22 protein-coding genes are annotated in these 18,855 nt (G+C 63.4%); 13 read left to right on the top strand and 9 right to left on the bottom strand.

Annotated features, from left to right (window positions below; translation table 11 throughout):
* The first annotated feature begins 1 nt into the window (after position 1).
* The 6 genes from WH265_RS04860 (at position 2) to WH265_RS04885 (ending at position 2,316) form a co-directional block, all read left to right on the top strand.
* Positions 2–394, top strand: a complete 393-nt coding sequence (locus WH265_RS04860; protein ID WP_339557526.1) for an HNH endonuclease — start codon at positions 2–4, stop codon at positions 392–394.
* Positions 391–759 (top strand): hypothetical protein, encoded by a 369-nt coding sequence (locus tag WH265_RS04865; protein WP_339557528.1) that lies wholly within the window; start codon positions 391–393, stop codon positions 757–759. The genes WH265_RS04860 and WH265_RS04865 overlap by 4 nt, the downstream gene beginning before the upstream one ends.
* 162 nt (positions 760–921) lie before the next feature.
* Complete coding sequence (locus tag WH265_RS04870; RefSeq protein ID WP_339557529.1) at positions 922–1,236, top strand: DUF5406 family protein; 315 nt, start codon at positions 922–924, stop codon at positions 1,234–1,236.
* Complete coding sequence (locus WH265_RS04875; RefSeq protein ID WP_339557531.1) at positions 1,233–1,682, top strand: hypothetical protein; 450 nt, start codon at positions 1,233–1,235, stop codon at positions 1,680–1,682. Before WH265_RS04870 ends, WH265_RS04875 begins: the two co-directional genes overlap by 4 nt.
* Positions 1,679–1,894 carry a hypothetical protein gene (locus WH265_RS04880; protein WP_339557532.1) on the top strand — a complete coding sequence of 72 codons (216 nt, stop codon included), beginning with the start codon at positions 1,679–1,681 and terminating at the stop codon, positions 1,892–1,894. Before WH265_RS04875 ends, WH265_RS04880 begins: the two co-directional genes overlap by 4 nt.
* Before the next feature lie 149 nt (positions 1,895–2,043).
* Positions 2,044–2,316: a helix-turn-helix transcriptional regulator gene (locus tag WH265_RS04885; RefSeq protein WP_239808917.1), complete on the top strand. Its 273-nt coding sequence runs from the start codon at positions 2,044–2,046 to the stop codon at positions 2,314–2,316.
* On the opposite strand, the gene WH265_RS04890 is transcribed toward WH265_RS04885, so the two are convergent.
* Positions 2,273–3,556, bottom strand: a complete 1,284-nt coding sequence (locus WH265_RS04890) for a tyrosine-type recombinase/integrase (protein ID WP_339557534.1) — start codon at positions 3,554–3,556, stop codon at positions 2,273–2,275. The genes WH265_RS04885 and WH265_RS04890 overlap by 44 nt on opposite strands.
* Before the next feature lie 249 nt (positions 3,557–3,805).
* On the opposite strand from WH265_RS04890, the gene mutS reads away from it, so the two are divergent.
* Complete coding sequence (mutS, locus tag WH265_RS04895; RefSeq protein WP_339557535.1) at positions 3,806–6,397, top strand: DNA mismatch repair protein MutS; 2,592 nt, start codon at positions 3,806–3,808, stop codon at positions 6,395–6,397.
* On the top strand, positions 6,394–7,218 hold the full coding sequence (locus WH265_RS04900; protein ID WP_116924966.1) for a proteasome-type protease: 825 nt from the start codon (positions 6,394–6,396) through the stop codon (positions 7,216–7,218). Before mutS ends, WH265_RS04900 begins: the two co-directional genes overlap by 4 nt.
* A 42-nt stretch (positions 7,219–7,260) precedes the next feature.
* On the opposite strand, the gene WH265_RS04905 is transcribed toward WH265_RS04900, so the two are convergent.
* A complete protein-coding gene (locus tag WH265_RS04905) occupies positions 7,261–8,061 on the bottom strand; it encodes an IclR family transcriptional regulator (protein WP_339557536.1) in 801 nt (266 codons plus the stop codon).
* Positions 8,042–8,170 (bottom strand): hypothetical protein, encoded by a 129-nt coding sequence (locus tag WH265_RS04910; protein ID WP_339557538.1) that lies wholly within the window; start codon positions 8,168–8,170, stop codon positions 8,042–8,044. Before WH265_RS04910 ends, WH265_RS04905 begins: the two co-directional genes overlap by 20 nt.
* A 125-nt stretch (positions 8,171–8,295) precedes the next feature.
* Between WH265_RS04910 and WH265_RS04915 the strand changes: the two genes are divergently transcribed.
* The gene (locus WH265_RS04915; RefSeq protein ID WP_339557540.1) at positions 8,296–9,195 is read left to right on the top strand and encodes a LysR family transcriptional regulator; all 900 of its coding nucleotides are present in this window, start codon (positions 8,296–8,298) and stop codon (positions 9,193–9,195) included.
* Positions 9,196–9,289: 94 nt separating this feature from the next.
* Positions 9,290–10,000, top strand: a complete 711-nt coding sequence (locus tag WH265_RS04920; RefSeq protein WP_339557542.1) for a DNA/RNA non-specific endonuclease — start codon at positions 9,290–9,292, stop codon at positions 9,998–10,000.
* A 75-nt stretch (positions 10,001–10,075) separates the two neighbouring features.
* Here the strand turns inward: WH265_RS04920 and WH265_RS04925 are convergent, their stop codons facing one another.
* The 3 genes from WH265_RS04925 to WH265_RS04935 form a co-directional block, all read right to left on the bottom strand.
* Positions 10,076–11,218, bottom strand: a complete 1,143-nt coding sequence (locus tag WH265_RS04925; protein ID WP_339557544.1) for a CaiB/BaiF CoA transferase family protein — start codon at positions 11,216–11,218, stop codon at positions 10,076–10,078.
* Between the two features lie 26 nt (positions 11,219–11,244).
* Positions 11,245–12,249 carry a Bug family tripartite tricarboxylate transporter substrate binding protein gene (locus WH265_RS04930; protein WP_445228487.1) on the bottom strand — a complete coding sequence of 335 codons (1,005 nt, stop codon included), beginning with the start codon at positions 12,247–12,249 and terminating at the stop codon, positions 11,245–11,247.
* 90 nt (positions 12,250–12,339) lie between these two features.
* Entirely contained in the window at positions 12,340–14,046 is a 1,707-nt protein-coding gene (locus tag WH265_RS04935) for an acyl-CoA dehydrogenase family protein (RefSeq protein WP_339557545.1), read from the bottom strand.
* Positions 14,047–14,244: 198 nt separating this feature from the next.
* On the opposite strand from WH265_RS04935, the gene WH265_RS04940 reads away from it, so the two are divergent.
* A complete protein-coding gene (locus WH265_RS04940; protein WP_339557546.1) occupies positions 14,245–15,144 on the top strand; it encodes a LysR family transcriptional regulator in 900 nt (299 codons plus the stop codon).
* Here WH265_RS04940 and WH265_RS04945 read toward each other — a convergent pair whose 3' ends face one another.
* Entirely contained in the window at positions 15,145–15,963 is an 819-nt protein-coding gene (locus tag WH265_RS04945; protein ID WP_339557547.1) for a nucleotidyltransferase domain-containing protein, read from the bottom strand.
* A gap of 209 nt (positions 15,964–16,172) precedes the next feature.
* Here WH265_RS04945 and bfr point away from each other — a divergent pair, with 209 nt between their 5' ends.
* On the top strand, positions 16,173–16,637 hold the full coding sequence (gene bfr / locus WH265_RS04950; RefSeq protein WP_339557548.1) for a bacterioferritin: 465 nt from the start codon (positions 16,173–16,175) through the stop codon (positions 16,635–16,637).
* 99 nt (positions 16,638–16,736) lie between these two features.
* Here the strand turns inward: bfr and WH265_RS04955 are convergent, their stop codons facing one another.
* Positions 16,737–17,414 (bottom strand): 7-cyano-7-deazaguanine/7-aminomethyl-7-deazaguanine transporter, encoded by a 678-nt coding sequence (locus tag WH265_RS04955; RefSeq protein WP_339557550.1) that lies wholly within the window; start codon positions 17,412–17,414, stop codon positions 16,737–16,739.
* 267 nt (positions 17,415–17,681) lie between these two features.
* Between WH265_RS04955 and WH265_RS04960 the strand changes: the two genes are divergently transcribed.
* Positions 17,682–17,975, top strand: coding sequence for a hypothetical protein (locus WH265_RS04960; protein WP_208301112.1), 294 nt, complete (start codon positions 17,682–17,684; stop codon positions 17,973–17,975).
* A 260-nt stretch (positions 17,976–18,235) separates the two neighbouring features.
* Here WH265_RS04960 and WH265_RS04965 read toward each other — a convergent pair whose 3' ends face one another.
* Positions 18,236–18,685 carry a hypothetical protein gene (locus WH265_RS04965; RefSeq protein ID WP_312990330.1) on the bottom strand — a complete coding sequence of 150 codons (450 nt, stop codon included), beginning with the start codon at positions 18,683–18,685 and terminating at the stop codon, positions 18,236–18,238.
* Positions 18,686–18,855: the final 170 nt, after the last annotated feature.

Here is an 18,855-nt window from a genome sequence, read left to right on the forward strand (position 1 = left end):
GATGGCCCTGAACAAAGCAAAGCGCGCCGCTCTCCGGGAAAAGTTCGGCGGCCGGTGCGCGTACTGCGGGCAGCCGCTGGGCGAGCGCTGGCACGCCGATCACATTGAACCGATTGTGCGTAACGACTGGTTGAAGGTCCCCCGAGGGCCCGACTACCCCCACCGCGACACGCTGGAGAACATGAACCCAGCATGCCCGCCCTGCAACATCGACAAGCATTCCATGAGCCTGGAAAGTTGGCGCGACATCATCCAGCGGAGCAACGATGTGCTGCAGCGCGATGTGAGCACATTCCGCCGCGCCGTGCGCTACGGCCTCGTGCAGCTCACCAGCTCGCCGGTGACCTTTTACTTTGAACGGCTGGCCGAGCCCGCCCCCAAGGAAGCACCATGACCGACAAGACAGAAGCACAGCCCGAAGCGCTGCGTGTGCGCAAATACATCGACCGTCGACGCGCCTCTAGAGGGCTATCTCGCGATCACATACACGGATTCGATGTGGGAGACGAGGCAGAAGCACTGCTCCTGACCTCTGACCTTGAGGCCATCCTTGGGCGCATCGCCTTCCTGGAGGCCCAGCTATCAGCGCGGCAGGCTGCGCCCGTCATGGTAGTGACAGAAGCAATGCACGAAGCCGCCGTGAAGGTTCTGCACCGGGCCAACGGTGTTGAGGGACTACCGCAGCGGATGCTAAATGCCATGCTCTCGGCCCTCCCTCACCCTTATGGCCGGGATGCGCACGAAAGGAGCCGCCAATGATTGAAGTCGGATGGATGGTGATAACCTCGCGAGGCCCGATGTTCTGGCCGCCAAGCGACCGCGCCGAAGCGGAGTCCTACTGCGAGGATGGGGCGGAACCGGTGCTACTGCTAGCCCACCAATCAGCAATTGAAGCACATGAAGTAACGCAGGGAGCCACCAATGATTGAAAACTACGACCCCAACATCCGATGGTCACGCCACACATACCGAGTCACGCTGCAAAGCTGGGACTGCGTGGGCACCTTGGAATGCGATATGGGAGGGAATATGCGCGGTTTCGAAGTGATGAAGGCTGCAGTCGCGGAGCTTGCCGACAATATTTACGAACAGCAGGGCGCGAACCCAACCATTATCCTGACCAACCCATCTGGAGAAGAAACACTGCAATGCCAGCCAGATGGCGAGGACATCGAGAAATGGCTATTCGCAATGGTAGTGGGCGTTGAGTTGGTCAAACATGAGGAGACCCAATGACAACCCCTGACCCAAGCCGTGAGGCATACCATGCTTGGCTTCACAAACTGCATGAAGATGATGAAATTGGACCACTTGAAGACCCAGGAGCACTGGCTGGATGGATTCAGGCAGAGCGATACATGCAGGCCGAGTTGCAGCAGGCCCACGAATCTCGGCGCCAAGCCCAGACGGAACTGGCCGCCATACAGGAGAAGTGCAACCGCATCGGGCTGGACATCGACTGGGCACTGCGTGGTGAAGTCAATGAGCAGTCGCCAATCGCTGGCCGGCTCAAGCTGATTGCAGACAGCGCGGCACAAAGCGTGGCAAAGCTACGCCAAGATGCCATTGCGCTCAATCTGATGCGCCATGTTGGCCTGGACAAGCATGTCGCCCGTGAGTGCGAGCAGATCGTTCGCCAGCTTTTGCAGCCCGCAGCCCCAAAGCAGGAAGGAAGCACATGAAGAAGAACGTGCTATCGCTTTCCATACAGGCGATGTTTGGCGGGTTCTGGGATGACGGTGCTAATTTGTTCCGAGAGCCGGCAAGCATCCCTACGGGAACGCCAGTCAAGGTGCGGTGCCGAGTCGCTGAGAATTCCGATGACATCATGGACTTCAACGTGTTCCTGAGCGATGGGAGTTGGCACGCCAGCATGAAGAAGCGGATATCGTAATTCCGACATCCAAATTAATTCAACCACTTGCAAGTGAATTATGACCACCAAACGCACCCGCAAATGGGGTGACAAACGAGCACCCCTCCGCGATCAAGACGAACCCGAGCCCCGCCAATGAGCGGGGTGATTTTTTGGAGAACTGATAAATGATCGCAACAGCACCCGCCCTGCTGCGTCGTCAAGATGCAGCGGAGTTCCTCGCCATTGGCAAGGACACCTTTGATGACCTGCTCAAGCAGGACAAGACTTTCCCCAAGGCCCGGGAAATTTCAGCCCGTCGCGTCGGCTGGCTCGTCTCCGAACTGGCCAGCTGGGCAGCAGCGCGCCCCCAAGCGGACATGCTGCCGCCACCCAACACTGCCCACAAAAATCGCGCTAGGGGGCCGCGCTCGCAGCCAGAGCCTCATAGTGAGCACTGATGACGGCAAGCCACTCCCGGCGCTCCTTGTCGTAGGAGTGCCGGTCATACACCCCAACGATGCCCGAAGGCATGTGTCCGATTACCGCCTCAGCCACATCGCGTGGGCAACCCAGTTTCGAAAGCTGGGTCCGCGTTGTCCTGCGCAGATCATGAGGCGCCCATTCAGTCACAGGAAGCTTGGCCCTGTGCAGCTCACTAGGATGATTGGCGTAGGGCTGCTTAGTCCAAACTTGGGTTGCAATCGACTTTTGAGGCATGGGCAAATGGCGCTCCGCTTTACGAACTCTTGGGAAAAGCCATCCGTCGCCCTTCTCATCCTTGCGGCGCAGCACAATCTCTAGCGCCCGACCGATCAGCGGCACGCGATGATCGTATGCGGCATCATGCCCCTCGATCTTGATCATCTCGACTGGCACCGTCACCCACCACCCATCTGCCTCCTCGACCACCCATTCCCCACGCAGCGCGCAGATCTCGGAGCCGCGCATGGCCGTCCATAAATAGAGCTGCAGCACGTCAGCCACTTGCCGCGAGAAGTTTGGCATCCACCGGAGTAATTTGCCTACTTCTTCGTCGCTCAGAACACGCTTGGCCGTGACTTGCTTACCCTGCCGCACCTTCCCCTTGCTGCGCAGCCTGCCCTTGAAGATCTGACGCCAGTGATTAGGCGTCTCTTCCGGCAACCGCCCAGACTCGATAGCGAGATCCCAGGCTGCCCCCAGCTCCTGCTTCAGCATACGTGCCTGCACTGGGGTTTCCTCAAGCACACTGATCAAGTCATAGGCATCCGCTCGCTTCACCTCGGCCACACGCATAGCCCCAAACTTTGGTGTTACGTGATTCCTGAACAGCCGCTTCATTTCCTCTTGGCCCTTGGGCTTGCGGCGCTTTTCCACATGCTCGGTTATGTACATCTGCACAATGTCGGCCACGGTATCGCCTCGCCCGGGAGCCTGCGGCCGCGCCGCTTTCGCCTTGACCTTGACGGGCGAAACAACGGCTTGCCCCTCCCCACGCTGATCCCGTAATACCTCCCAGGCCGCTACAGCTGCTGCATACGACATGGCTGGCCACTGGCCCACTGCGACCTGCTTCATCAAGCCGGTCTGCGGGGACTTGAATCTGTAGATCCAAGATCGGCGCGTTTTACCCGCAGTCAAGCGCAATCCCGGCGCATCGGTTACGGTAATATGCTCACCCGGTTTCAGCAGCTTCGCTGCGCGTGCATCAAATGTCATGGCGTACCATTGGCTATTGGCAGCCAGGCGTAGGAATTTTCAAGCTCCAGCAGCCGTGGCGTAGGAAGGTTTTAGGAAGTGCATTTTTCCTACGCCATTCTACCCAGTGCAGACCCTCGCAGACCGGATGCAAACCCTTTCATTGAAGACGGCAAAGATTGGATTTAGTCCAATCAAAACAAATAGATGAGATCACAAGACATGGGAAATCAAGCACTTAAAGACGCTGATTTTTCATCGCATACCCCAATGATGCAGCAGTACCATGCTGCCAAAGTTGACCACCCCAACACCTTGCTGTTCTACCGCATGGGGGATTTTTACGAGCTGTTCTATGGCGATGCCGAGAAGGCCGCGCAGCTGCTCAATATCACCTTGACCCAGCGCGGCCAGTCGGCCGGCCAGCCGATTCCGATGGCGGGTGTGCCCTTCCATGCGCTGGAGAACTACCTGGGCCGTTTGCTCAAGCTGGGCGAATCGGTGGCGATTTGCGAGCAGGTCGGCGAAGTGGGGGCCAGCAAGGGCCCCGTCGAGCGCAAGGTGGTGCGCGTGGTCACGCCCGGCACGGTGACCGACAGCGAGCTGATGAGCGACAAGGCCGAGGCCATGCTGCTGGTGGTGCACCAGGCCCAGCGCGCCCGCTGCGGCCTGGCCTGGCTCAGCGTCACCCAGGGCAAGATTTTTCTGGCCGAGTGCACGCATGAAGAGCTGCCCGCCTGGATAGCGCGCATTGCGCCCAGCGAAGTGGCCTACAGCGCCGGTGCCTCGCAGCGCTTTGAGCAATCGCTCTACCAGCTGCGCAGCAGCGGTGTGCTGACCTGCCCGCTGGCGCTGCGCCCCGACTGGCAGTTTGATGAAAAGCTGGGCGAGCGCAAGCTGCTGGAACAACTGGGCGCGGCCAGCCTGCAGGCCTGGAATGCACAGACCCTGTATGCCGCCCATGCGGCCGCTGGCGCGCTGCTCACCTATGCCGAGCACACCCAGGGCCGCAACCTGCCCCATGTGCAGAGCATCCATGTGGTGCGCGACGATGCGCTGATCGACCTGCCGGCGACCACGCGGCGCAATCTGGAGCTGGTCAGGACCTTGCGCGGCGAGGACGGCCCGACCTTGTTCTCACTGATCGATACTTGCCAGACGGGCATGGGCAGCCGCTTGCTCAAGAGCTGGTTGCTCGAACCCAGCCGCGACCGCAGCGATGCGCGCGCGCGCCTGGGCGCCATCGCCGTGCTGCGCGGCGACAGCGATACGCTGTCGGCCGCGCCCTGGCAGATTCTGCGCACCGAGCTCAAGGGCGTCTCCGATGTGGAGCGCATCACCGCCCGCATCGCCCTGCGCCAGGTGCGCCCGCGTGAGCTCGTCGCGCTGGGTTTGACCTTGCAAAAGGCGCAGCAGCTGGCGCGCAATGCCGCCGCACCTGCGCCCTTGCTGGGCGAGATTTTTGAAGCGCTGCAGCCACCCCTGGAGGCGATGGAGCTGCTGATCCGCTCCATCGACCCCGAGCCGGCCGCGCTGGTGCGCGACGGCGGCGTGATTGCGAACGGTTTTGATACCGAGCTGGACGAGCTGCGCGCGATCCAGACCAATTGCGATGCCTTTTTGCTGGACCTGGAGACGCGCGAAAAGGCGCGCACCGGCATCAGCAACCTGCGCGTGCAGTTCAACAAGGTGCATGGCTTCTATATCGAGGTCACCAGCAGCCACAAGGACAAGGTGCCCGACGACTACCGCCGCCGCCAGACCTTGAAGAACGCCGAGCGCTTTATCACGCCCGAGCTCAAGACCTTTGAGGACAAGGCGCTGTCGGCCCAGGAACGCGCGCTGCAGCGCGAGAAATGGCTGTACGAGCAGGTGCTCGACCAGCTGCAGCCGCATGTCAGCGCCCTCACCCGCGTGGGCCAGGCGATTGCATCGCTGGATGCGCTGTGCGCGCTCGCCGAGCGCTCATTGACCCTGAACTGGTGCGCGCCGCAGTTTGTGCCCGAGCCCTGCATCGACATCGATGCCGGCCGCCACCCGGTCGTGGAAGCGCGCCTGGCCGAGACCTCCAACGCGTCCTTCATCGCCAACAACACGCGGCTGTCGAGCCTGCAGCGCCTGCAGATCATCACCGGACCCAATATGGGCGGTAAATCGACCTATATGCGCCAGGTGGCACTGATTGCGCTGCTGGCCAGCATGGGCAGCTATGTGCCCGCCACGCGCTGCCTGCTCGGGCCCATTGACGCGATCCATACCCGCATCGGCGCGGCCGATGACCTGGCCAATGCCCAGTCCACCTTCATGCTGGAGATGACCGAGGCCGCGCAGATCCTGCACAGCGCCACGCCCAACAGCCTGGTGCTGATGGACGAGATCGGCCGGGGCACCAGCACCTTTGACGGCCTGGCACTGGCCAGCGGCATTGCCACCCAGCTGCATGACAAGACCAAGGCCCTGGCCTTGTTCGCCACCCATTACTTTGAGCTGACCGAGCTGCCGGCCAAGGCCAAGCATGCGATCAACATGCATGTGGCCGCGACCGAGGCGGGCAGCGACATTGTGTTTTTGCATGAACTGCAACCGGGCCCGGCCAGCCGCAGCTATGGCGTGCAGGTGGCCAAGCTCGCGGGCATGCCCGCGCCCGTGCTCAGCCATGCCCGCCATGCACTGGCCGCGCTGGAAGCGCGCCAGCAGGCGGGCGACTCCCAGGTGGACCTGTTTGCCCAGCCGGCCTCGGCCGAGACCCCCACTCCCAGCGCCGTCGAGGCGCAATTGCGCGAGCTGCAACCCGATACGTTGACACCGCGCGACGCCCTCGATCTACTGTATTCACTCAAGCGACTCGCTGACAAGTCATGACCTATTGTGTAGCCATCAAGCTGAACGCCGGCCTGGTGTTCCTCTCCGACTCCCGCACCAATGCGGGCCTCGACCATATCAGCACCTTCCGCAAGATGATGGTGTATGAGAAGCGCGGCGAGCGCTTCATGGTGCTGCTGTCTGCCGGCAATCTGTCGATCTCGCAATCGGTGCGCGAGATTTTGCAGACCCAGCAGCTCGAAGACGAGAACGGTGGCCCGCCCATCACCATCTGGAACGCCAAGAGCATGTTCGATGCCACCCGCGTGCTGGGAGCTGCCGTGCGCCATATCCAGGAGCGCGATGGCAAGGCGCTCGAGCGCGCCGGCGTGGACTTCAACTGCAGCCTGGTGTTTGGCGGCCAGATCGCTGGCGAGAGCCCGCGCCTCTTTCAGGTGTACTCGGCCGGCAACTTTATCGAGGCCACGGCAGAGACGCCCTACTTCCAGATTGGCGAGGCCAAGTATGGAAAGCCTGTGCTCGACCGCGTGCTGACGCCCAAGACCCCCCTCAATGAAGCGGCCAAATGCGCGCTGGTCTCCATGGACAGCACGCTAAAATCCAACCTGTCGGTGGGCCTGCCGCTGGACCTGGTGGTGTACGAAACCGACCAGCTCGCCTGCGACAACATCGCCTGCATCGATGAGTTCAACCAGTACTTCCGCATGGTGCGCAACACCTGGGGCGACAAGCTGCGCCAGGCCTTTGACAGCATCGACGACCCGCACTGGGACAGCGGTGACACGGCCGCATCCATCCAGCCGGACAACAGCGCCATCCGGCCGGTCAAAAAAATCACCAATTCAAATGTGATGCTCTAAAGCGGTAGTTGGTGCGGAGTGCGCCAGCCTGCGCACAAACTATCAGCCATGCACCAGATTGGGGTTTTGCGCCAGCTGCTGGGCAATCGCGCGGCAGGTGCGCAGCAGCGGCTGGATATAGGCGGCCTGCACATCTTCGCGCTGGCGGAACAGCAAGGTGCTGACGCTGATGGCGGCCACGGGGCTGCCGTCCGGCCCCAGCACCGCCGCGCCAAAGCAGTAAATGCCCTCTTCATTTTCTTGCGCATCGGTGGACCAGCCGCGTTGGCGCACCGCGTCCACCTGCTGCTGCAGCGCCTGCGCATCGCCCACCGTCTGCGCCGTCAGCGGCGCATAGCTCAGCTCGGCCATCAGCGCACGGGCATCGCCGGGCGGCAGCGCGGCCAGGTAGGCCTTGCCCACGGCGGTGGAGTAGAGGTTTACGCTTGTGCCAATGCGCGATGACATCTGCACGGCGCTGTCGCTCTCCAACTTTTCGATATAGACCATGCTGTGGCCCGAGGGCACGGCGAAATGGATGGTCTCCTGCGTGGCATCGCGCAGATCACGCAGCGCCTGGGTCGCTGCCATGCGCAGGCCCGAGCGGCTCCAGCTGCGGCTGGCCAGTTGTACCAGGCGCGGGCCCAGGGTCCAGCAGCGCGTGCTCCCCACTTCCACCAGCATGCGCTCGGCCTGCAGCGCCGCCACAATGCGGTGCACCGTCGGGCGCGGAAAACCCGTTGCCTTGGCCATCTCGGCAATGCCCAGCGGCTCGCTGCCATCTGCCACCAGCTGCAGCACGCGCATGAACTTGGAAAACGCTGCCGTGCCGGCAACACTGCTTTCAGAAGACGAAGTAGCCATGCGCCGTAGCATACCCCAGCGCAAGAGGGTTCAGGGTCGCCAGCTGCATGCACTGCGCGCTCTCCTGCCATTCGACGCATACCAAGGCCAAAGCATTCTTCTTTTCCATAGGAATGCGCCTCGATCCCTTGAGCGGTGATGCCTTCCGAATCATCCCTACGGAAAATCCATAGCCAGCATCGCAGCAGCCCGCTACCATGTCGCATCCCCCCACGACACCGCTTCCCGCCCGCCATGCGCTTTGACCTGCAAGACCTGCGCCTTTTTGTCCATACGCTGGAGTCCGGCACCATCACCCAGGGGGCCGAGCGCTGCCATATCACCTTGGCATCGGCCAGCGAGCGCATTCGCGGCATGGAGACGGTGCTGGGCGCGCCCTTGCTCCACCGCAGCAAGCGCGGGGTCACAGCAACCGAGGCGGGGGCCGTGCTGCTGCCCCATGCGCGCCGCATGCTGCTGCAGATGGAGCAGCTCGCTGGCGACATGCAGGCCTTTGGCCAGGGCCTGGGGACGCGCATCGAGCTGCTGGCCAATACCTCGGCGATCAGCGAGCACCTGATTGCGCCGCTGGGCGCCTTTATGCAGGCCAACCCGCAGCTGCGCCTGGAGCTGCGCGAATGCACCAGCGATGCGATTGCCCGCGCGCTGGTGGCAGGCGAAGCTGATATGGGCGTGCTCTCCAACGCCGTACCTGCAGGCAGCCTGCACACCCAGGTCTGGCGCGATGACCCGCTGGTGCTGCTGGGCACAACGCGCCTTTTGGCCGCCCTGCCCCAGGATGTGCAGCTGCACCACCTCAAGGACATTGCGCTCTTGGGCCTGCTGCCCCAGCATGCGCTGCACCAGCTGATGGCCGCACAGGCGCTGCAGGCGGGCGTGGCGCTGCGCTACCGCGCGCTGGCGCCGCACCTCGAAGCCCTGTGCGACTGGGTCGCGATGGGCCTGGGCGCTGCACTGGTGCCGCGCACCGCTGCAGAATGCGCCACCCTGCGCTGGCCCCAGGCCCGGCTGCGCCTGCGGCCGCTGAGTGCCGACTGGGCCGCGCGCCAGCTGGTGCTGGCCTGCCGCGACCCGGCCCAGCTGCCGCCCCAGGCGCTGCAGCTGTGGACCTTTTTGCAGGAAGCGGCCCATTAGGCATCGCAGCGAGCGCCATCCACCGCCCGCATAGCCGACGGCCTGCCCGGCCTTTGTCCCCGGCGGGCCCATCTTGTGCAACACTTGCGCGCTTATGTTTTCCCGCCTCTCTGTTTACCTGGCGCCAGCGCTGCTGTGCGCCGCCGCCCCTGCACTGGCTGCAGGCTTTGATGACTGCCCGCAGTTCTTCTCGGGCAAGCCGCCCAGCACCAGTGCCTACGGCCAATTGCGTCCTTTGTGTTTTGAAGAGTTTGCCGTGCTGCATTCGGGCCAGACCAAGACGCCGATCTTTGTGGCCCAGCGCCTCAATGCCCGCATGCTGGACCAGGCCAAGGACTTGAAGCGCAGCGACAAGTTCTACGAAGAAGCCCGCCTGCCCGCGCGCGAACGCGCGCAGCTGTCGGACTACCGGCGCTCGGGCCTCAGCCGTGGCCATATGGCTGCCGCCGGTGACATGAGCACCAAGTTCGGCAAGGCCCAAAGCTATTCGCTGGCCAATATGGTGCCGCAGGACCCGACGCAAAACGGCAAGCCCTGGTCGCAGATCGAGCAGGACACGCGCCGCTATATCCGCCGCGCCAAGGGCGATGTGTTTGTCATCACCGGCCCGGTTTTTGGCAAGCAGCACCGCACCATCGGCGACGGCCAGGTCTGGGTGCCCGATGCCGTGTTCAAGATGGTCTACGACCCAGCGACCGGCCAGCGCTGGGTGCATCTGCAGGACAACCAGCCATCGACCAAGGCGGGCAAGCCCCTCAGCTACGCGGAGTTTGTGCAGCGCACGGGCATTCGCCTGCTGGACTGAGCACAGTCCCTGGCTCAGAAAAATGGCCCATGCTGCAATACGCAGACATGGGCCTTCGCGGGTGAATGGTGCGGGTCAGTGGTCGTTGGCCGCATCCAAGAACGCCGTGCCTTCGGTCAGCGGCGCAAAGCGGTAGGACGCGGGCGTGCGGCTGAGTTTGACCGGGGCGCCCAGGCCGGTGTAGTCGCCCATCTTCACAACCATCTCGCGGTGCGCGGTATGCGGGGCTTGCAAGGCCTGCTCCACATTCAGCACCGGCGCGGCAGGCACGCCAATGGCCATCAGGTCTTGGGCCAGTTGCACGCCGTCATGCGCGGCAAAGGCTTTTTCAAGCAGCGGCTTGAGCACATCGCGGTTCACCGAGCGCTGGCCGGCCGTGGCAAAGCGCGTGTCATCGGCCAGGGCCTCCTGCCCCAGGTGCTGGCACATCAGGCGGAACTGGCGGTCATTGCCCACGGCCAGAAAGATCGGCGCCTTGCCGGTGTTCACCACATCGTAGGGGTAGATGTTGGGATGGGCATTGCCGGAGCGGCCGGGGATCTTGCCGTTCATGAACCAGTTGGCGGCATGCGGGTGCAAGAGCGAGATGCCCGCGTCGTACAGCGAGGCATCGACCAGCTGGCCCAGGCCGCTGCGGCTGCGCTCATGCAGCGCCAGCAGCACACCAATGACGGCATTGAGGCCGGTGACCATGTCGACCACCGGCAGGCCCACACGCAGCGGGTCGCGGTCGGCCTCGCCATTGATGCTCATCAGCCCGGCCATGGCCTGGATGGCCGCGTCGTAGCCCGGCAGGCTGCCCAGCGGGCCATCGGCACCAAAGCCGGTGACGCGGCACCAGACCAGGTGCGGAAACTCCTGCTGCATCTGCGCGTAGCCAATGCCCCATTTCTCCATCGTGCCGGTCTTGAAGTTCTCGACCACCACATCGGCCTGCGCCATCAAAGCGCGCACCTGGGCCTGGCCTTCAGCGCTGGCCAGGTCCATGAACTGCACGCGCTTGTTGCGGTTCAGACCCAGGTAGTACGAGGCCACGCCATCGCGGAACGGCGGGCCCCAGCTGCGCGTATCGTCACCTTGCGGCGGCTCGACCTTGAGCACATCGGCGCCATGGTCGCCCAGGATCTGGCCGCACAGCGGCCCGCCCAGAATGCGCGAGAGATCGAGCACCTTGATGCCCTGCAAAGCGCCTGCTTGGGCCGCCTGTGTTGTTGTCATGGTCCGTTTTTCCGTTTTCCGTTGGATCAGTCCAGCGTCACACCCGACTGCTGCACCACTGCCTGCCATTTGTCCACTTCGGTGCCGATAAAGCGCCCCAGGTAGGCAGGCGACCGGTCCGGTGATGCCTCCAGGCCCTGCGCGGCAAAGGCCTTTTTCACACTGTCCGAATCCAGCGCCTTGGAGAAGGCCTGGTTGAGCACCTGCACACGCTCGGGCGGCGTGCCCTTGGGGGCGACGACACCGAAGAAAACACCCACGTCATACCCGGCCATGCCCTGCTCGGCCACGGTGGGAATGTCAGGCAAGGCGCTGGAGCGGCGCGCGGTGGCCACACCCAGCGGCTTGACCTTGCCAGCCTTGATATAGGGCATGGCCGTGAGGATATCGGTAAAGCTCATGTCGACCTGTCCCGCCAGCAAATCATTGAGCGCCGGGCCCGTGCCCTTGTAGGGAATGTGCTGCAGCTTGGTGCCGGCGAGGTTGTTGAACATGACCCCAGCCAGGTGCGACGAAGCGCCATTGCCCGATGACGCGAAATTGAGCTTGCCGGGCTGGGCCTTGTCCAGCGCGATAAGGCCCTGCACGTTGTCGGCCGGCAGGCTGGCCTTCACCACCAGGATATTGGGCAGGTAGCCCACATAGATGACAGGCGCGTAGCTGGTGCGCGGGTCGTAGCTGATGGACTTGTAGAGGCTCTTGTTGATCGCCAGCGGGCCCGAGGTGCCGAACATGATGGTGTAGCCATCGGGCTTGGCACGCGCCACATACTCGGCGCCGATATTGCCGCCCGCGCCCGCGCGGTTCTCCACCACCACGCTCTGGCCCAGCTCGCGCGTCAGCTCCGTCGCCAGAATGCGGGCCATCGCATCGGTGGGGCCACCGGGTGGGAAGGGCACGGTGAACATGATCGGGCGGTCAGGGAATTTGTCAGCGGCTTGCGCCGAGGCCATACCCACGCCACCCACGCCACCCAGCCCGGCCAGGCCAGCGAGGGCGAGCGCCGCCGCGTTCAAGGAAAATTTTTGCATGTTTGTCTCCATGTATTGAGGGGTGCAGGTCTGCTGCCTGCGTGTTGATGGGGGTGTTGCTGCCGGTCTGCGGATCTGCGGATCTGCGAATCAGGCCAGCCAATCTTGCGGAATGGCGTCGCTCGCCAGCGGATCACGCGGCAGCACCCGGTGCAACAGCACCAGTTGCGACAGGCGCAGGCGCTCGGCCGAGTCGATCTGGCCGGCTTCCCAGGCCATCGCAATCGCAGTGGTGCAGTTGTACAGACCGGTGGCGGCCTGGCGGGCCAGCACCGCGCCGCCGTCTTGCGCGGCATGCTCGGCCAGCGCACTGGCTCGGGCCAATGCGGCTTCCAGCGCATCGCGGTAGCCTGCGCTGATGCGGCAGTCCGCCAGCAGGCCTTGCAGATAGGCCTGCAACACCGGCAGCGAGCCTTCGCGCTGGATGGCGCGCACGACATCGAGCGCAACGATATTGCTGGTGCCTTCCCAGATGGAGCCCAGGTGGGCATCGCGCACCAGGCGCGGGTCGGTCCATTCCTCGATATAGCCGCAGCCTCCACGCACTTCCATCGCATCACCGGTCACCTTGCGCGCATCGCGGCAGGCGCGGAACTTGATCATCGGCGTCAGGATGCGCAGCAGCGCATAGGCCTCCTTGTCGCCTGCGTCCGAGCGCATCAGGGTCTGGGCGGTCTGGAACACCATCGACCGCGCCTGCTCAGCGGGCACGCGCAGCTTGTCCAGTTGGCGCTGCATCAGCGGCATGTCCTGCAGGCGCTTGCCAAAGGCCACGCGCTCGCTGGCCACAAACTCGGCCTCAGCCACAGCGCGGCGCATCATGCCGGCCGAGCGCACGCCGTTGGACAGGCGTGAGTTGTTGACCATATCGGCCATCTGCACAAAGCCCCGGCCCTGCTCGCCAATCAGGTAGGCCGTGGCGCCGTCCATGCGGATCTCGCCGCTGGCCATCGACTTAGTGCCCAGCTTGTCCTTGAGGCGAATGATGCGGTAGTGGTTCTGGCTGCCATCATCGAGCGTGCGCGGCAGCAAAAAGAGCGAGATGCCTTTCATGCCAGCGGGCGCGCCTTCGACACGGGCCAGCACCATCGCAAACTCGGCATCGGGGTTGGAGCAGAACCACTTGTCACCCGTCACGCGCCAGCTGCCATCGGCCTGCGGCTGGGCCAGGGTCTGGGTGTTGGAGATGTCGGAGCCGGCGGCCTGCTCGGTCATGAACATGGCGCCCTGGGCCTGGCTGTCCCAGTCCAGCGACAGCAGCTGCGGCAGGTACTTGGCGACCAGTTCTGGCGCTCCGAACTTCTTCAAGGTGCGCGTGAGCGAATCGGTCATCGACAAGGGGCAGCAGAGGCCAAACTCGGACTGCACAAACAGATAGGTCAGCGCATATTTGACGATAGGCGGCATCTTGCCCTGCCAGCCCAGCATGTCGTCGCGGTGCGAGATCGCCTGCAGGCCGAACTCGCCATAGGCAATGCGTTCGAGCTCTTCATAGGCCGGGTGCTTGATGATGCGCTGGCGGTCTTCACCGGCGCGGCTGCGGTGCTCCAGGGTGGGCGGGTTCTTGTCGGCAATGCTGGCCAGCTCGTCGATGCGGCCGCCGGCCAGCTCACCCATGCGCTGCAGATAGGGCTGCAGATGGGCCAGCAGATCGGCGGGCAGGTAGAGCTGCAAGAGCTGCTGCAAAGCCGGGTCGGTGCTGTAGAAATTGCTGCCGTGGCGATCGGGCACGGGGTGGGCATGGGCTTGTGCCACCTGCGCCATGGCGCTGCGCTGGGATGGGTCCGGTGCGGACATGCGGGTCTCCTGATGGCGGGGCTGGCAGCGAGGTGCTCCGGGAGGGACTGCGCTGCCGGCCCGCGTAGTTACGCGTGTTTTGTGCGTGGGTTCGCGCTCGGGTCGCGGGGTTTTGCGCCATTTCAGCAGCCGCTGCTATTCGCGTCAAATATTATTAAAATCTTTATCGATACGTATTAAATATAGTTAGGAGTGCCCATGGAGCTGCGGCTGCTGAACTACTTTGCAACGCTGGCCGAAGAGCTGCACTTCAGCCGGGCGGCCCAGCGCCTGTCCATCTCGCAGCCGCCGCTGTCGGTCGCCATCCGCCAGCTGGAAGAAGAAATTGGCGCCGCGCTGTTTGAGCGCAGCAGCAAGGGCGTGCGGTTGACCCCTGCCGGCGCCCACCTGCTGCCGCGCGCCCGCCAGCTGCTGGCACTGGCCGGGCAGGCAGCGCAGGAGACGCGCGATGTCGGCCAGGGCGTCAGCGGTCATCTGCGCCTGGGCTTTGTCGGCTCGGCGCTGTACCGGGGCGTGCCCCAGGCGCTGGCCCATTTTCAGAACGCGCATCCGCAGGTGCGCATCGACATGCGCGAGCTCAACAGCGCCGAGCAGCTGCTGGGCCTGCAGCAGGCCGAGCTGGACATGGGCCTGGTGCATTCGGTGATGCTGCCCGAAGGCCTGCGCAGCCAGCTGCTGATGCAAGAGCCCTTTGTGGCCTGCCTGCCGCGCCAGCATGCGCTGGCGGGCCATGCCGCGATCGATCTGGCGCAGCTCAAGCATGAGCGCCTGGTGCTGTTCTCCAGCGCCGTCTCGCCGCTCTACCACCAGCGCATCTACCAGATGTGCATGGCCCATGGCTTTGCGCCCGAGGTGCGGCATGAGGTGCGGCACTGGCTGTCGGTGCTGTCGCTCGTGTCGCTGGGCCAGGGCGCGGCCATTGTGCCCGCCGCGCTGCAGCGCGTGGGCATGCCCGATGTGGTGTTCATCCCGCTCTTGGGCGAGCAGCCGCAGTCCGAGCTGCTGGCGGTCTGGCGCAGCCAGCCGGACAACCCCTTGGTGCACAAGCTGCTGCTGAGCCTGCAATCGGCTGTGCAGGCGGTGGCGCAAGGCGCTTGATCAAGCCGTGTGGCCGCTCAGCACGGTGCGCAGCAGCAAGTCATCGAGCGGCGCAAAGTCCACACTCGGTGTCTGCGGCGCGGGGGCGGCCTCCAACTGCTCCAAGGTGGTCTCGATAAAGGCATTGAGCACCGGCATCGCAGCACCATGCTCGGACTCCTTGGCCGCGCGCTTGACCACCAGCAGCGCCGCAATCGCATCAAGCACCGCCGGGTCAACGACGGTGCCATCAACCAGATCCTGAAAGCGCATTGGCGCCACGCCCCGGCCCTCGGCCAGCCACAGGCAGGCCAGCAGCGGGCGCAGCACATAGAGGTATTTCTTGAGCCGCACCGTCTCGCCCTGCAGGTACTCGCGGTAGTTTTTGCGCGCCATGTGCAGGTAGTGGTAGTGCGTGCGCTCGGGCAGGTGCACGCGCTCGATGGCGGCGCGCATGTCGGCCACAAACAGCGGATCGGCCTGGTAGACCACGGGAGAATCAAACCATTCGATCAAGGTGGCATTGCCCTTTTTGAGCAGGCCCAGCGCCTTGCGCAGCTCCCAGCCGTTGACATCGAAGACATCGGAGATAGGCAGCTCGATCACATCGCGCTGCTCGCTCACGCTCAGGTACCAGGGCAGGCGCGGTGCATAGATGAAGCGCACATCGTAGTCACTGTCGGGCGATGCAAAACCCCAGCCCCGGCTGCCGGACTCGCAGGCAAACAGAATGCGCACCTGGTGCTCGATCTCGATCTGCGCCAGCTTGGCCTCGATGTCGGCGCGCACTGCCGGGTCGATGGGGTGCACTTGCGCTTGCCAGGCTTCGGATGGGTTCATGCTCGCTCCCTTCAAAACCTCTGATCTTGCCAGAACTATCGCGGCCCATCCCCTGCCCGCCTCCGCGCTGGCGGCATAGGCAATGCGAATGCATCTGCTTACAGCCCGCATCCAGAGCGGTGCTACATGGGCATTTGGCTGCTTTCGCAACCAAGCGCACGCAGACACGCGATACTGCAGGCTTCGCAAACTCACCCGAGAACAAGAACATGCAAGGCCATCCCGACGTCGTCGACTACCTCAAGGACCTGCTGCGTGGCGAATTGGCCGCACGCGACCAGTACTTTGCCCACTCGCGCATTTACGAAGACCAGGGCTTTAGCAAGCTGTTCACCCGCCTGGACCATGAGATGCAGGAAGAGACCCAGCATGCCGACGCACTGCTGCGCCGCATCCTGATGCTGGGCGGCCGCCCCGACATGCGCCCCAAGGAATTCACGCCCGGCGCGACCGTGCCCGAGATGCTGCAAAAGGACCTGAACACCGAATACGAAGTGCGCGCCGGCCTGCGCCAGGGCATGGAACTGTGCGAGAAGCACAGCGACTATGTGAGCCGCGACATTCTGCTGGCCCAGTTGCGCGATACCGAAGAAGACCATGCCTACTGGCTGGAAAAGCAGCTCAGCCTGATCAACATGATGGGCCTGCCCAACTACCTGCAAAGCCAGACCTGAGCTACGCAAGCGCCCATGCAAAAGGCCGCCAGATTTGATTCTGGCGGCCTTTTGTTTGGCGAGCATCCCGTCAGCCCCTCGGCCCAACGGATCTGCCGGTCAGGGCGCAGCCGTCGCTGCCGTCGGCATGCGCATCGAGCGCACCAGTGCGGCCAGCACCACGCCATAGGCAGGCACAAACAGCAGCAGGCTCACGGCCAGCTTGATGACATAGTCCACCAGTGCAATCTCCACCCAGTTGGCGGCCATGAAGGGGTCGGCACTGCGCCAGAAGGCGATGGAGAAAAAAGCGGCGGTATCGAGCGCCTGGCCAAACACCGAGGCGGCAGCGGGTGCCATCCACCAGGCATGGCTCTTTTGGCGGATGCGGTCAAACACCTGGATGTCGAGCAGCTGGCCCAGCACATAGGCGGCAAAGCTGGCCAGCGCAATGCGGAAGACAAAACTGTTGAAGGTCTGCAGCGCCTCCCAGCCGTTGAAGCGCCCTTCATGGAAGATGACGCCAACGATATAGGACACCAGCAGCGCTGGCAGCATGGCCCGGGTGATGACGCGGCGCGCCTCGGCCTTGCCAATGAGACGCACGGTCAGATCGGTGGCCAGGAAGATAAAGGGAAAGCTGAAGGCCCCCCAGGTGCTGTGAAAACCCAACAGCGAGATGGGCAGCTGCACCAGGTAGTTGCTGGCAATGACGATGGCGATATGGAAGGCCACCAGCAAGGAGAGATAGAAGGGCACGCGCGAGACAGGGGTCTGCACGGCATGAGCGGAGTTCATGACATTCCTTTTTGGTCAATGGGGGCGAGGGAACCCATGGCTACGAAAAGTGGCCCAAGAACAATGCGGCGTTCCCAGGCACAAGGGGCCCGTATTGTATACGCGCTGCGCAAACCCGGGTGGCCGCTGGGCCCAAGGCCGGCCCACCCGCGTGGCCAGCGCAGCGCAGCCGATGCACACATCCAACGACTGCTGCGATAAAAAACTGTACAAATAAACAGTTAGCAGAGATACTAGACACTGTATATTTAAACAGTCATCTAATCTATGGAAGTCTCTACCCCGATCGCCATCAGCCTGCAGGATTGCCACGGCATTGATCCCGCCCTCAAGCACCGCGCAGAAGCGCGCTTTGCCAGAGAGATCGGCAAGTTTTTCCCCGATGAACAGGACATGCTGGAGGCCCTGAGCGCCTACACCGATGCCGCCGAAGGCGGTGAGATCTCTGCCCAGCAAGAGGTGCTGGCACGCGCCTGGCTCAAGGCCTTTGACAAGGCGCGGCAGGCGGGCTTTCAGGGGATTGGCGTGGAAGAGGCCTACTTCGACGTGCGCCTGGGCTAGGGACCCTCTACAAAACTCCCTGCCGTGGTCTGAACGCGGACTCGGGCGATCCGCTGTGTTGTCTTTCTTGTCAATAGCTCGCTATTGACTGCAAAAGACGCCTTGCGGCTCATCCCGATCCGCGCCCATCCCGCTTGGCGAGGGTTTTGCAGAGGATCCCCCGGCCCTGGCGGCCTGGGCAGCCTTGCATCAAAGGCTGCTCAAGGCTTCCCTACAAAGGCGGGCGTTTGGCGCTTGGGCGCCCTGCCCGCTGCGCTCTATCAGCGCGCGCAGCTCAGTGATTCGCGCCAGCTGGGCTCGCTCACCATGCGCTTTTGCGACTGCAAGGTGTCGCGGCAGAGGTTTTCCAGGGTGCCACGGTTGCCCGGGTCATTCCAGTCCCAGGGGCTGGTACCGGCAAAGGCCAGCGCCTGCTGCGCGCGCGGGCTTTGGCTGCGCACATCCTGCTCGATGCCCTGGTGCGCGGCCAGAAAATCGGCGCTACTCTGGGCAATGTCTTCCGGCAGCAAAAAGCCCGCGCTTTCGCAGCGCTGCACCTGGTACCAGTTGTCCAGCGCATACATCACCGCGCCTTCGCAAGGCGTCGCCTGCGCAGTTGTCAGCTCGGCAGAGGCTGCGCTGTCCGTGGCGCCACTCTGCACCTGCGCCAGGCTGGCACTGGCCATCACACCAGGCACCAGCAGCGCCACCACATATTTCCACATCTTCATCGGACTCATTTCTCCAGTCGGGCAGTTCAAAACTTGGGCGCGCAAACCTGGCGCAGCCAGGCGCGCGGACGCACAGGCGCCAACCTGTGGCCAGCGAACATTGTGCATACCTCCGTTTTTTCTGCACAGGGCAGCACGCATAACCTGGATACATGGCATAAAAAAACCCG

It is taken from the genome of Comamonas sp. MYb396, from assembly GCF_037479555.1.
Taxonomy (GTDB): domain Bacteria; phylum Pseudomonadota; class Gammaproteobacteria; order Burkholderiales; family Burkholderiaceae_C; genus Comamonas.

Bases quoted from the DNA above. Each gene is read 5' to 3' on its own strand.
- WH265_RS04860 (WP_339557526.1), top strand. From the start codon at position 2: ATGGCCCTGAACAAAGCAAAGCGCGCCGCTCTCCGGGAAAAGTTCGGC.
- WH265_RS04865 (WP_339557528.1), top strand. From the start codon at position 391: ATGACCGACAAGACAGAAGCACAGCCCGAAGCGCTGCGTGTGCGCAAA.
- WH265_RS04870 (WP_339557529.1), top strand. From the start codon at position 922: ATGATTGAAAACTACGACCCCAACATCCGATGGTCACGCCACACATAC.
- WH265_RS04875 (WP_339557531.1), top strand. From the start codon at position 1,233: ATGACAACCCCTGACCCAAGCCGTGAGGCATACCATGCTTGGCTTCAC.
- WH265_RS04880 (WP_339557532.1), top strand. From the start codon at position 1,679: ATGAAGAAGAACGTGCTATCGCTTTCCATACAGGCGATGTTTGGCGGG.
- WH265_RS04885 (WP_239808917.1), top strand. From the start codon at position 2,044: ATGATCGCAACAGCACCCGCCCTGCTGCGTCGTCAAGATGCAGCGGAG.
- WH265_RS04890 (WP_339557534.1), bottom strand. From the start codon at position 3,556: ATGACATTTGATGCACGCGCAGCGAAGCTGCTGAAACCGGGTGAGCAT.
- mutS (WP_339557535.1), top strand. From the start codon at position 3,806: ATGATGCAGCAGTACCATGCTGCCAAAGTTGACCACCCCAACACCTTG.
- WH265_RS04900 (WP_116924966.1), top strand. From the start codon at position 6,394: ATGACCTATTGTGTAGCCATCAAGCTGAACGCCGGCCTGGTGTTCCTC.
- WH265_RS04905 (WP_339557536.1), bottom strand. From the start codon at position 8,061: ATGGCTACTTCGTCTTCTGAAAGCAGTGTTGCCGGCACGGCAGCGTTT.
- WH265_RS04910 (WP_339557538.1), bottom strand. From the start codon at position 8,170: ATGGAAAAGAAGAATGCTTTGGCCTTGGTATGCGTCGAATGGCAGGAG.
- WH265_RS04915 (WP_339557540.1), top strand. From the start codon at position 8,296: ATGCGCTTTGACCTGCAAGACCTGCGCCTTTTTGTCCATACGCTGGAG.
- WH265_RS04920 (WP_339557542.1), top strand. From the start codon at position 9,290: ATGTTTTCCCGCCTCTCTGTTTACCTGGCGCCAGCGCTGCTGTGCGCC.
- WH265_RS04925 (WP_339557544.1), bottom strand. From the start codon at position 11,218: ATGACAACAACACAGGCGGCCCAAGCAGGCGCTTTGCAGGGCATCAAG.
- WH265_RS04930 (WP_445228487.1), bottom strand. From the start codon at position 12,249: ATGCAAAAATTTTCCTTGAACGCGGCGGCGCTCGCCCTCGCTGGCCTG.
- WH265_RS04935 (WP_339557545.1), bottom strand. From the start codon at position 14,046: ATGTCCGCACCGGACCCATCCCAGCGCAGCGCCATGGCGCAGGTGGCA.
- WH265_RS04940 (WP_339557546.1), top strand. From the start codon at position 14,245: ATGGAGCTGCGGCTGCTGAACTACTTTGCAACGCTGGCCGAAGAGCTG.
- WH265_RS04945 (WP_339557547.1), bottom strand. From the start codon at position 15,963: ATGAACCCATCCGAAGCCTGGCAAGCGCAAGTGCACCCCATCGACCCG.
- bfr (WP_339557548.1), top strand. From the start codon at position 16,173: ATGCAAGGCCATCCCGACGTCGTCGACTACCTCAAGGACCTGCTGCGT.
- WH265_RS04955 (WP_339557550.1), bottom strand. From the start codon at position 17,414: ATGAACTCCGCTCATGCCGTGCAGACCCCTGTCTCGCGCGTGCCCTTC.
- WH265_RS04960 (WP_208301112.1), top strand. From the start codon at position 17,682: ATGGAAGTCTCTACCCCGATCGCCATCAGCCTGCAGGATTGCCACGGC.
- WH265_RS04965 (WP_312990330.1), bottom strand. From the start codon at position 18,685: ATGAAGATGTGGAAATATGTGGTGGCGCTGCTGGTGCCTGGTGTGATG.